This is a genomic window from Kordia sp., from assembly GCF_022447245.1.
In the GTDB taxonomy this organism is placed as follows: domain Bacteria; phylum Bacteroidota; class Bacteroidia; order Flavobacteriales; family Flavobacteriaceae; genus Kordia.
Genome location: NZ_JAKVBC010000036.1, coordinates 19,552 through 31,503, shown reverse-complemented (window position 1 = coordinate 31,503; position 11,952 = coordinate 19,552). Strand labels below are relative to the sequence as shown.

At 33.7% G+C, this 11,952-nt stretch carries 11 protein-coding genes; 6 read left to right on the top strand and 5 right to left on the bottom strand.

The features are described 5' to 3' along the window. The 6 genes from MK119_RS19760 to MK119_RS19735 all read left to right on the top strand — a co-directional run bounded on the left by MK119_RS19760 (position 1) and on the right by MK119_RS19735 (position 7,058). Complete coding sequence (locus MK119_RS19760) at positions 1 to 1,854, top strand: 4Fe-4S dicluster domain-containing protein (protein WP_290682588.1); 1,854 nt, start codon at positions 1 to 3, stop codon at positions 1,852 to 1,854. 133 nt (positions 1,855 to 1,987) lie between these two features. Next, the gene (locus MK119_RS19755) at positions 1,988 to 2,464 is read left to right on the top strand and encodes a hypothetical protein (protein WP_290682586.1); all 477 of its coding nucleotides are present in this window, start codon (positions 1,988 to 1,990) and stop codon (positions 2,462 to 2,464) included. A gap of 192 nt (positions 2,465 to 2,656) precedes the next feature. Further along, a complete protein-coding gene (locus MK119_RS19750; RefSeq protein ID WP_290682585.1) occupies positions 2,657 to 3,343 on the top strand; it encodes a glycosyltransferase family 2 protein in 687 nt (228 codons plus the stop codon). Beyond that, positions 3,344 to 4,849 carry a cellulose synthase family protein gene (locus MK119_RS19745; protein ID WP_290682583.1) on the top strand — a complete coding sequence of 502 codons (1,506 nt, stop codon included), beginning with the start codon at positions 3,344 to 3,346 and terminating at the stop codon, positions 4,847 to 4,849. Continuing rightward, positions 4,846 to 6,246 (top strand): glycosyltransferase 87 family protein, encoded by a 1,401-nt coding sequence (locus tag MK119_RS19740; protein WP_290682581.1) that lies wholly within the window; start codon positions 4,846 to 4,848, stop codon positions 6,244 to 6,246. The genes MK119_RS19745 and MK119_RS19740 overlap by 4 nt, the downstream gene beginning before the upstream one ends. Positions 6,247 to 6,338: 92 nt before the next feature. Then, complete coding sequence (locus MK119_RS19735) at positions 6,339 to 7,058, top strand: hypothetical protein (RefSeq protein ID WP_290682579.1); 720 nt, start codon at positions 6,339 to 6,341, stop codon at positions 7,056 to 7,058. 78 nt (positions 7,059 to 7,136) lie between these two features. Here MK119_RS19735 and MK119_RS19730 read toward each other — a convergent pair whose 3' ends face one another. From MK119_RS19730 to MK119_RS19710, 5 genes are all read right to left on the bottom strand, one after another. Then, positions 7,137 to 8,039, bottom strand: coding sequence for a pseudouridine synthase (locus tag MK119_RS19730; protein WP_290682577.1), 903 nt, complete (start codon positions 8,037 to 8,039; stop codon positions 7,137 to 7,139). Between the two features lie 161 nt (positions 8,040 to 8,200). Then, complete coding sequence (locus tag MK119_RS19725) at positions 8,201 to 8,920, bottom strand: hypothetical protein (RefSeq protein WP_290682575.1); 720 nt, start codon at positions 8,918 to 8,920, stop codon at positions 8,201 to 8,203. 58 nt (positions 8,921 to 8,978) lie between these two features. After that, positions 8,979 to 9,935: a carbon-nitrogen hydrolase family protein gene (locus tag MK119_RS19720; RefSeq protein ID WP_290682573.1), complete on the bottom strand. Its 957-nt coding sequence runs from the start codon at positions 9,933 to 9,935 to the stop codon at positions 8,979 to 8,981. A 158-nt stretch (positions 9,936 to 10,093) separates the two neighbouring features. Continuing rightward, complete coding sequence (locus MK119_RS19715; protein WP_290682571.1) at positions 10,094 to 11,008, bottom strand: geranylgeranylglycerol-phosphate geranylgeranyltransferase; 915 nt, start codon at positions 11,006 to 11,008, stop codon at positions 10,094 to 10,096. Positions 11,009 to 11,021: 13 nt separating this feature from the next. Next, the gene (locus MK119_RS19710) at positions 11,022 to 11,951 is read right to left on the bottom strand and encodes a mevalonate kinase (protein ID WP_290682569.1); all 930 of its coding nucleotides are present in this window, start codon (positions 11,949 to 11,951) and stop codon (positions 11,022 to 11,024) included. Between the last annotated feature and the right edge of the window lies 1 nt (position 11,952).

The following is an 11,952-nucleotide window of genomic DNA, read 5'->3' as shown; positions in this document are numbered from 1 at the left end:
ATGAAATTCATTCGAATTGCAGGACTCTATATATTTATTGCTTCCGTAGTGGTGTTTAGTGCAACGGTTTTTATGGGAACCTATACCCTATCGGAAGCTTCTATTAAAGGATCATTTGGTGGAAAAGACGTAAGAGTTACGGAAACTTTTGCCGCAGTCGCCAAAGAAAATGGCGTTTTAGACAAAACATATAACAGTCAATTTACATTCATGAACGATGTAGTTGGATTGTTTCATAAACATAACAAACGTGTTTCGGAAGCTGTTGCTGAAGAAACAGGAATTTCAACTTCAGAAACTGATAAAATTATTGTTGCAGCTTCAAAAAGTGGAAAAGTAGCATATACAAAAGAAGTATTGCAAAGTGTGTTGCCTGAAGCCAAAGTAAAGATGTTAGATGGCGCAACAAATTGGATGTACAGTCCAGGAAAAACCTATGATTCGGTAGATGCTTTTAAAAACGATTTGACGAATAAAATCAATGAAATCAATCGCAGTCAAGCTGGAAATTATTTATTGTACGATAACAAATATTCACGTTTTGACATTACAGAACGTGCCGCAACAGGAATCATTTCAGATAACAAAGTCTTATTCTTGTTCTTAACTTTTGGATTGGGAATCATTGGATCCTTGATGTTTATTATTGCTGGATTGTTCTTAAAACCAATTCCTGGTATCAAAAACAACGGAATTTACTTAAACAATGCAACCAATCGTGGTTGGGTAGGAATCGCAGCCTTCGGATTCTTAGTAGCATTTTATGTTTTACTTTATTTTCATCCGTACATTATTGCCAATTGGACCAACATTGTAGACCCGCTAAAAGGATTTTTTATTGAAGGTGCTTCTGCTTCACAATGGTTCTTATATGGAATTTTGTATTGCGTATCTATGATTGTGATGGGAATTCGCATGTTTATAAAATATCGTCACAATCAATATCAAGTGGTGCGAACAGCAAGCGTATTATTTTTCCAAATTATCTTTGCTTTCTTATTAGTTGAGATTTTACCATTGTTTGATTTACCAGGAGTAGATTTAAAAAATGCTTGGCCATTAGATTACAATTTCCTAACTGACTGGAATGTAAAAAATTATTTAGCAGCTGGACATTTAGGAAAATTCATGTTCTTCTGGGGAATCATTCTTTCCATTATAATTGTGCCAACCTTAGTGTACTTTTATGGAAAACGTTGGTATTGTTCATGGGTCTGTGGATGTGGTGGATTAGCAGAAACACTAGGAGATCCATACCGTCAACTTTCTGACAAGCGTTTAATTGCTTGGAGAATTGAGCGTTGGACTATTTATCCAACCTTAATATTTGCTATTATTATGACAGTTGTGGTTGGTTACAATACCTATAATATCATCAATGATCCTGCAAATATTGGTAACAGCACTTTCTTAGGTATCAATGCATATAAAATTAATGAATGGTATGGTTTCTTGATCGGATCTATTTTTGCAGGAGTTATTGGAACAGGATTCTATCCAATTCTTGGAAACAGAAGCTGGTGTCGTTTTGGATGTCCTTTAGCTGCGTATATGGGAATCGTACAACGTTTCAAATCTCGATTCAGAATTACAACCAATGGCGGACAATGTATTTCTTGTGGAAACTGTTCAACATACTGTGAGCAAGGAATTGACGTACGTTCGTATGCACAAAAAGGACAAAATATTGTACGTTCATCATGTGTAGGTTGTGGAATTTGTAGTGCAGTTTGCCCAAGAGGAGTTTTAAAATTAGAAAACGGTCCAGACGATGGTGCAACACGTCACGAAATTCCAGAAGTAATCTTAGGAAACGATGTGAATTTATTTGAGATGCTAGAAGAGAATAAGTAATTGTTAATTGCTAGAGAAGTTTTTACAGTAAATGAACAATAAAAAGACCATTTACTGTATGTTCATATACTTTATCCAGACAACTATAGTATAACAACCTACTTACAATATGTTGTACGCCAATACTAAAAACATGAAATATCTACACTTCATCATATACTTTTGTGCCATGACTAGCGTAAGCGCACAAAAAGAATATCAAAAAAGTTATTACGATAATGGACAACTCAAAGAAGAAGGTTGGACTAAAAAAGGCGTAAAAACAAAATATTGGAAATTCTATTACGAAAGCGGAACACTTGCAAAAGAAGGTAGCTTCAAAAATGGGAAACCCGCAAAATATTGGTACTTTTATCGCGAAAATGGTAGAAAGAAAAGCGAAGGACATTATGTAAAAGGGCAAAAAGCAAAATGGTGGTTGTTTTATGATCAAAATGAAAAGATAGATCATAAATGCCAATTGAAGAATAACCAGAAAAATGGTTATTGCCTACGCTATAAAAATGAAGAATTGATTCGTGCTGAAAAGTATAAAAATGGAGAAAAAATTGGTGAATGGACCGATTTAAAGAGTTTCAAAAAAGAAAACAGTGTTTGGGATTTACAGTAGCTTGATTGCTAATTGCTAGTTATCCGTTACTAATTTTTAGAAAACGTCAGTTCGAGTGATTGTTTGTAATGAAGCAAAGAAAAATTGTATCGAAAACAACCTTGAAATAAAATACAATAATAGATTCCTGCCTTCGCAGGAATGACAAAACAAAGAGCTAAAAGCCAAAAGCAAGTAGCTAAAAAATAAAATATGATCATAAAAGTCATTATTCCTGCATATAATGAAGAAGACTCTATTGCAAATGTGATTCAGGAAATCCCCAAGAACGTTACCGAAGTTATTGTGGTAAGTAATAATTCTACCGATAATACGGAAGCAAATGCCAAAGCCGCAGGTGCAACTGTGTTGAAAGAACCAAGAAAAGGATATGGATATGCGTGTTTGAAAGGTATGGAATACATTGCAAATCAAGCAGAAAAGCCAAATATTCTTGTATTTTTGGACGGTGATTATTCGGATTATCCTGAAGAATTGACTAAAATTGTGGCACCAATTATAGAGCAAGACATTGATTTTGTGATTGGTGCACGCGTAAAATCGCTTCGAGAAGATGGCTCCATGACACCTCAACAAGTGTTTGGAAATTGGTTAGCTACTTTTTTGATGAAGCTGTTTTTTAGAGCACGATTTACAGATTTAGGACCTTTTAGAGCAATTAAGTATGAAAAGCTGCTAAATTTGAATATGGAAGATAAAACCTATGGTTGGACCGTGGAAATGCAGCTCAAAGCGTTGAAACAGAAACTATCGTATATAGAAGTTCCTGTAAAATATAAAAAGAGAATTGGTGTCTCAAAAGTTTCAGGAACCGTAAAAGGTACTATATTTGCGGGCGTGAAAATTTTAGGTTGGATTTTTAAATATAGTTTTAAATAGATGGGATTTGATGCAGAATTTTTCAAACTAGCACTATCGTTTTTTGTCATGGCAATTTACGGTATCGCTTTGATTTTGATTTTAATGTATAGCTTGGCACAGTTGAATTTATTGATCAATTATTTACGATCAAAAAAGAAAGAAGACAATGCGCCTCGCTTTGACTTGAATAATCCTGACGAAGTTCCGTATGTGACTATTCAACTTCCAGTGTACAATGAATTGTATGTAATGGAACGTTTATTGGACAATATTGCGTTGATCGATTATCCAAAAGACAAACTTGAAATTCAGGTATTAGACGATTCTACAGACGAATCTGTCGTTTCTACCGCAGAAAAAATTAAGGAAATCCAAAAACTTGGAATTGATATCTCTCATATTCGCCGTGAGGACAGAACTGGATTTAAAGCTGGTGCTTTAAAAGAAGGTTTGGTAGATGCCAAAGGTGAGTTTGTTGCAATTTTTGATGCAGATTTCCTTCCGAATAAAGATTGGCTCAAACAAACCATTCCTTTCTTTAAAGATGAAAAAATTGGTGTAGTACAAACACGTTGGGGACATATTAACCGCGATTATTCATTACTCACCAAAATACAAGCATTCGCGCTTGACGCACATTTTACCTTAGAACAAGTTGGACGAAATTCTAAAGGCCATTTTATCAATTTTAATGGAACTGCTGGAATTTGGCGTAAAACCTGCATTATTGATGCTGGAAACTGGGAAGGTGATACACTTACGGAAGATTTAGATTTAAGCTACCGTGCACAGTTAAAAAACTGGAAATTTAAGTATTTAGAAGATGTAGAAACGCCTGCCGAATTGCCTGTAGTAATCAGTGCTGCACGCTCGCAACAATTTCGTTGGAACAAAGGTGGCGCTGAGAATTTCCGCAAAATGGTAAAGCGCGTTATTCTCTCTAAAAATATATCGTTCAAAACTAAAGTTCACGGAATTTTACACTTGCTCAACAGTACCATGTTTTTAAATGTATTGATTGTTGGAATTTTAAGTATTCCGATGTTATACATTAAAAACACCTATGGACATTTAGAAATATACTTTACCGTTTCTAGCTTTTTTATCATTAGTACGATTATATTTTTTATCTGCTTTTGGTTTCCATTTAAACGTGTACAAGGCGGCGGATTTATGAAGTTTATCGAGTATATTCAGATGTTTTTCACCTTCTTCTCGGTTGCGATGGGATTCTCAGTTCACAATTCTGTAGCTGTAATGGAAGGACATTTAGGAAAACGAAGCGAGTTTGTTCGTACGCCAAAATTCAACATTAAGACATTAAAAGATTCGTGGAAAAATAACAAATACATCAAAAAGAAAATCTCTGCCAACACTATTATTGAAGCAATTTTAATGGTGTATTTCTTATTTGGAATGTACAGTGCATATCCATTAAATGACTTTGGATTGTTCCCATTTCACTTAATGTTATTCTTAGGTTTTGCCTTTGTATTTTTTAATTCGATTCGTTCTAAAGTGTGATCGTTTCCGCAGAGAAATATCAGAACTTCTCTATTGTCCTTGTGCTTATTAGTGCCTTTGTATATTACTACATTGGATATCCACTTGTACGTACTGATGTCACTATTTTAATTTCGCTATTCGCAGTCGGATTTGCCAGTTTTTACGGATTGATTCAACTGAAAAAGACAAATTTTATATTCCTTGCGGGAATTGCCATTGTGTTCCGATTGGTCTTTTTAGGAAGTATCCCCAACTTATCACAAGATTTTTACCGCTTTATTTGGGACGGAAGAATGTTGGTGGAAGGTTGGAATCCGTATTTATATTTACCAAACGATTTGATGGCTTCTGGAATTGCTCCCATAGCAGAAGCACAGGAACTATTTAATGGAATGGGTAATTTGAGTGCTTCGCATTATACCAACTATCCGCCAATAAATCAATTGTGTTTTGCCATTGCAGGATTGTTTGCAGGGAAAAGTATTTTAGGGTCGGTAGTTGTCTTGCGAATCTTGATTATTCTGGCTGATGTTGGAACTTTATATTTTGGAAAAAAGCTCTTAAAACGCTTAGATTTGTCTGTTTACAATATTTGGTGGTATGTTTTAAATCCATTTATCATTATTGAACTCACTGGGAATTTACACTTTGAAGGTGTCATGATTTTCTTCGTAGTTTGGAGTTTATATTTATTACACAAAGGTTCCTGGATTTGGGCAGCTATTGTATTGGCATTGTCCGTTTCCGTAAAATTGATTCCGCTAATATTTCTACCATTATTGTTTCAATGGTTCACCAAGCATAAAGCTTCAGAAGTATCCAAAAAGACATTTCCTATTATTTGGAAAGGTGCTCTAAAACTCTTGGCTTTCTATGGAATTGTCATTGCAACTATTATCATACTCTTTTTACCATTTCTCTCGAAGCAGTTCATAGAAAACTATCAACAAACTGTTGGATTGTGGTTTCAAAACTTTGAGTTTAATGCAAGTTTTTACTATATCGCCCGCTGGATTGGCTATGAAACCATTGGTTGGAATTTGATCAAGGAAATTGGACGTGTCACGCCAATCATTGTGCTCATCTTTGTTACTGGAATCAGTCTTTTCAGAAACAATAAAGACTTTCAAAAAACTATGACAGCGCTATTATTTGGACTTTCATTTTACTTTTTTACGACTACTACCATGCATCCTTGGTACTTGGCAACTTTACTTATTTTAAGTGTGCTCACAAAGTATCGATTTACTGTAATTTGGTCGTTTATGATCATCTTTAGTTATACTGCTTATCAAAATGAGACTTATGCTGAAAACCTATACTTTGTAGCTTTTGAATACATTGTTGTTTATGGATTTTTGATCTATGAATTATTTTTTCGAAACACAAAAAAAGTAAAAACTGAGACTTCATAGCGATTCTTACACGCTCATATTCTTCTAAAAAGAATAAAATCTTTCCGCTTTTTTCACTACTTTTATAATTACAATCAATTTATTTACTGATTATGAAAACATTACGTCTCTTACCATTTTCATTTTCGCTACTGTTTAGCATGTCTTTAATTGCTCAAATAGATGGCTCACCACGACAGTTTGAAAGTACTTCACAAATATTTCAAGAACTCCGTAAAGTAATTAACTCTAAGGAAAAAACTCCTTATGAAATTGACTGGGAAAACGTCAAAGGAAGTCCATACTTGTATGAAAAATATAAGTTAGGGCAGTTTTTTGTTGGCGATAAATCGTATGGAAATGTAATGATGCGTTTAAATACGTATACGGATGAAATTGAGTTAATGCCAGTAGAAGGAGAGGAAGTTGGAGCATTAATGAAAATTGATGATTCTCGACTTACGTTTGAAAATAAAACTTTAAAATTGCTTCCATACAAAGATGAAGATGACTATGCTCAAAAAGGATACTTTTTAGAACTGACTCAAAATAAAGATTTAAAGTTATTACTCAGAAAGAAGTGTTTATTCTCGCCAAACGAAAAAGCATTGACAGCAAATCAAAAAGATAGAGCTGCAAAGTTTACGCAATATGACTATTTTTATATCTTAAAAGATGGAAACTTAACATCTATTGAACCAAAGAAGAAATCGGTATTGAAGATGTTTCCTGATAAGAGGAGTGAAATAAAATCGTATATAAAATCTGAAAAATTAAAACTTAAAAAAGAGAAAGACTTTGCTAAATTAGTAGATTATATTGCTAGTTTATAACACAAAAAATCATTTTTAAAGACAGCTTCTTTTCGTTTAAAATAAATTGAAAGAAGCTGTTTTAACAATACTTTTATTTTATAAATGCTTCAAATTTATGACTTCTTGTGCTGTTAGGTTTCGCCAGTGACTTCGTGGTAAATCTTTCTTCGTCAATCCAGCGAAAACAACTCTATCCAAACGTGCAACTGTATATGACAAATGCTCAAAAATTGCTTTTACCAAACTATTACTTCCTGAGCTTGCTTTGATTCCTATTTCACGTTTTGAAGCTCCTTGAATCCAAGAAATTTCGTCTACCTCGTGCTTTACACCTCTAATGTTGAGTCCGTCTTTGATTTTGTTAAAGTCTGCTTGACTTAAGTTTCTATCCAACTCTACATGAAAGATTTTACGAACTTTTTGGTTAGGATCTGTTAGCTTTCTTGCCAATTCTCCATCGTTGGTAAATAACAACAAACCTGTAGTTTGTCGTTCCAAGCGTCCAACAGGAACAATTCTGGCAGTAGTTGCATTGGCAACTAAATCCATTACGGTTTTACGCCCTTTTTCGTCTTTAGTTGTTACTAAAAATCCTTTGGGTTTGTTCAATAAAATATAGGTTGGTTTTTCTGGATTAATAATACGTCCATCAAAACGTACTTCATCTGTCAATTGTACTTTATAACCCATCTCTGTTACGACTTTGCCATTGACAGTCACACTTCCAATAGAAATGTGCATGTCTGCTTCACGTCGTGAACAAATACCTGAATTTGAAATATATTTATTTAAGCGAATCTCATTTGGATTGCTTGAAGATTTTGATTTTGGCGTTGCTTTCTTTTTATAACTTGAATTTGACTTCTTTTTATCAAAAGATTTTTTCCCTTCAAATGACTTTTTACCATCTGATGATTTCTTTCCTTGAAACGATTTTTTTCCTCCATGATCCTTTCCTCCCGAAGAAACTCTACTTTTGCCTTGTCGTTCTTTTGCCATTGTTTTTAGCTCTAAAAATTTTTGCAAAGATACTTTTTAATTTACGATAACCGAATCTTGATTCAATTATTCGTTTTAGGATAATGTATTCAGAATCAATATTGTGGTACTTATAGAAAAGTAAGGAGTATAAAATGAGTATTTAGAAGTGTGTGAAATACTTATTTTATTTCTTCTTTCAGTAATTTTTTCACCATTTCTTCCAAATACCCTTTGTATTTCACTTCTGTTTCAACACTATCTTCGCTATTCAAATTAGATGTAATTTTCATTTTATCATCTCCTAAGAAATATATGCTTATGTGCGGTATTTTTTCATGATTAGTCTGTCTTTTGGACCTCGATAAAATTAAATGAGATAAACTAGTTCCGATTCTCAATGATTTATCAAGTTGGAAAGTTCTCATCTCTTTGATCAATTTAATTATATACTTTTCAGCATGATACTGATTTGGATCTAAAGAAAATAAATCGTAACTAGTTTCTTCTGTTAAATTCCAGCTCTCTATGAATTCACCTTTGATTCCTTCACCTCTTTCATAGTACCTTGCAAGTTCGCTAAGTTTTATTTCTGGAAATTGACTCTGCATAGTTGAAGGCATTGACTTTTCTAATACCCAATTAATTATTAGTTCTCCTTGTCTTTGAAGATTTGTACTGGAAATTTCAAAAATTGGGCAACCATCCCATTCAAAAACATATTTTGGAATTTCACCAAAAAAGAATGGATAAATTTTACAACTCCTTTCTTTATCTTTTAATTCAATATTAGATTCAAACGTAAAATCAGGTTCAACCGTTATTGTATTGCTTTCTATTTTATATAGTTCACTACAACTTTTATAAAGTTCCGATCGTAAAATCTCTAATTCTTCTCTCATCTATATACAGAATATTTTTTATTTGATAAAATACAACTAACTCAAAAATAGAAATTTATTAATCATTAATTTTAATGGTGCTCTGACGCTCTCTATTCACCAACAGTTGTGTAACATCTGGACGCGAATAATGTCCAACAGCATCAAAGTTTTGGCGTTCTTCCAAGATTCGATTAAAATCTAAGGTTGCAATGATCAAACCTTCGGTATGTAAGACTGGTGGAATTAACCATTCGCCATCTGGACTTGCAATACACGATCCGCCATTTGCCAATTCATCTGGAACATTGTTTAAAATTTCAGCTACATTCGGAATGTCTGCAGGAATGTCTGACTTTCGCATCAAGCTTGACACAGAAATCACATATGAACGTGATTCTCTTGCAATAAAACGCGTGATATCTTTGGTGTTGACTTCACTTCCTGGCCAAACTGCAATATGCACATTTTCGCCCATTCCGTATAAAGCGGCTCTTGGCAAAGGCATCCAATTTTCCCAACAATTCAATCCGCCAACGGTAAAATCTTTTAACGGATGTACTTTTAAACCATTTCCATCACCACTTGCCCATGTTAAACGTTCTTCATAGGTTGGCATTAATTTTCGATGCATGGATTCTATGCTTCCTTCTTGATTGATGTATGCTAACGAACAGTAAATGCTATGTCCGCCACGATCTGCAGCACGTTCCATCAATCCTAAATAAATGGCAATATTGTGTTGTTTTGCTAAGTCACAAATCTCATCTAAATCGCCTTTTTCAACCTGGATGGAATTTTGAACATAATGTCTGTGAATTTCTTTTTGTATGATTGAATTGAAAGCAGCTCCGTTGGTATTGGCAACCCAAAACGGATATCCTGGCAATAAGGCTTCTCCAAAAACGATGAGTTCACAATCTTGTTGACTCGCATCGAGAATTTGTTGTTTTATTTTTTCGATAGTTTTGGATTTATCTAACCAAACTGGTGCAATTTGCGCGAGTGCGACTTTTAATTCATGTGAAGATGCCATAGATTTTTTTGATTTACTATTCCTTAATTCTATCTGTCGATGAAACCTTAAGAACCTTTAAAAGTTTAACATTTAAGTTGCTATAAATTACCAATTTTAGAGAAGAAAAACACACTTTAAAGTTGCTTTAACAATTTTTAAGCGTCTGCGAATTTTTATCACAAAACTCTAGTAATTTTATTTAAAATCACATCAATATTTAAGAGTGGAATGCTGAAAACGCCAGAAACAATAATGAACTTTAAAATGTTGTGAAGTAAGATATAATGAGACTTCGCCGTAGATTTATATAGTATAACTACCGAAATAATTAAAAGTCCAATACTGCCGTAGAAATAATACAGCATATAGCTTGTATCGTAACGGGAAATTAGAAAAACAGTAACGGCAATGGCAATTCCTGCCGAGAAGGTTATGAGTCCTTTCGACACTTTTTCGCCATACATTACAGGAATGGTTTTGTAATCTTGTGCCAAATCGCCTTTAATATTTTCTAAATCTTTGATGAATTCACGAATCAGAATGAGTAAAAATAGAAAAGCTGCATGTACAAATATGACACTGCTTAAGTTTTTGTAATAGATAAATACAGCAAAAAATGGCGTAATTGCCAATACTGCCGAAGTTAGATTTCCTATAAATGGAATCTTTTTGAGTTTATGAGAGTAAAACCAAATTCCGAAAATGTAAGCAGAAAAGAAAATAAACGAATTGAAGGAAACAATACTAGCAATGGCTACCGAAATGAAGTTTAAAATAAAATATGTTGTTAGTTTTGTACGTTTACTTACCAAACGATCTAACATTGATTTATTTGGTCGATTGATTAAGTCTTTTTCGGCGTCATAAAAATTATTGATAATGTATCCTGCCGCAATTGCAACTGCCGAAGCTAACACAATTGCTAATAAATGTCCATCTAAAATGATTTCCATAAAGCCTTCTTTTGGTGCCAAGATGTATTTGGCAGCCAAATATTGCGCAATTACAATAATAAGGATGTTGTATACTCTGACAACAGAAAATAGACTGAAGAGTTTGTATAGAAATAGCTTTTGCTTTCTAGAGAGCATTCACGTCCAAACTTTAGAAGTTGTATACTACTTCAAGTTTGTAATCTTTGAGCGTTTCTTTTGTTTTTTCAATGTTTTGTGTAAATCCAAGAATGTATCCGCCGCCGCCAGATCCACAAAGTTTCAAGTAATAATCGTTGGTATCAATTCCTTGTTTCCAAAGTGAATGGAATTGTTGTGGGATCATTGGTTTGAAGTTATTGAAAACTACTTTCGACAATGATTTTAAGTTTCCAAATAAGGATTTTACATCTCCTTTTAAGAAATCTTCCACACAGGAATCTGTATGTTTTATAAATTGATCTTTAAGCATTTTACGGAACCCTTCTTGTTTCATATTTTCCATGAATATATTAACCATTGGTGCCGTTTCTCCCATAATTCCGCTATCTAATAAGAATACTGCTCCTTGGCCAACTTCGTTTTGCGAAGGAATTCCTGTAGGTTCAATATTATCTTTAGAATTGATTAGAATTGGAATGCTCAAATAACTATTTAAAGGATCTAAACCAGAACTTTTTCCATGAAAGAACGATTCCATAGCACCAAAAATTTCTTTCAATGTTAAGAGCTTCTCTCGTGTCAAGTTCTCTAAAACTGTGATTTTATCATACGCATACTTGTCGTAGATAGAAGCTACTAAAGCACCTGAACTTCCTACTCCATATCCTTGAGGAATAGACGAATCAAAGTACATTCCTTTGTCCAAATCACGATTTAAAGCAGCAATGTCAAATGTCACCAATTCAGCATCTAAGGCTTCTAAGTGGTTGGCAAAACCTTTTAAACTTTCGTTAGAGTCTTTTGCTTCATCTGAAAGATTCTCGTCAATTTTTAATGCTCCTTTGTAAAAGTTGTATGGAATGGATAATCCTTTGGAATCTTTGATGATTCCGTATTCTCCGAAGAGTAAGATTTTTGAATAAAAAAGAGGTCCCTTCATT

Excerpts from the sequence above, each read along its gene's own strand:
- MK119_RS19760 (WP_290682588.1), top strand. The coding sequence starts at position 1 with ATGAAATTCATTCGAATTGCAGGACTCTATATATTTATTGCTTCCGTA.
- MK119_RS19755 (WP_290682586.1), top strand. The coding sequence starts at position 1,988 with ATGAAATATCTACACTTCATCATATACTTTTGTGCCATGACTAGCGTA.
- MK119_RS19750 (WP_290682585.1), top strand. The coding sequence starts at position 2,657 with ATGATCATAAAAGTCATTATTCCTGCATATAATGAAGAAGACTCTATT.
- MK119_RS19745 (WP_290682583.1), top strand. The coding sequence starts at position 3,344 with ATGGGATTTGATGCAGAATTTTTCAAACTAGCACTATCGTTTTTTGTC.
- MK119_RS19735 (WP_290682579.1), top strand. The coding sequence starts at position 6,339 with ATGAAAACATTACGTCTCTTACCATTTTCATTTTCGCTACTGTTTAGC.
- MK119_RS19730 (WP_290682577.1), bottom strand. The coding sequence starts at position 8,039 with ATGGCAAAAGAACGACAAGGCAAAAGTAGAGTTTCTTCGGGAGGAAAG.
- MK119_RS19725 (WP_290682575.1), bottom strand. The coding sequence starts at position 8,920 with ATGAGAGAAGAATTAGAGATTTTACGATCGGAACTTTATAAAAGTTGT.
- MK119_RS19720 (WP_290682573.1), bottom strand. The coding sequence starts at position 9,935 with ATGGCATCTTCACATGAATTAAAAGTCGCACTCGCGCAAATTGCACCA.
- MK119_RS19715 (WP_290682571.1), bottom strand. The coding sequence starts at position 11,008 with ATGCTCTCTAGAAAGCAAAAGCTATTTCTATACAAACTCTTCAGTCTA.
- MK119_RS19710 (WP_290682569.1), bottom strand. The coding sequence starts at position 11,951 with ATGAAGGGACCTCTTTTTTATTCAAAAATCTTACTCTTCGGAGAATAC.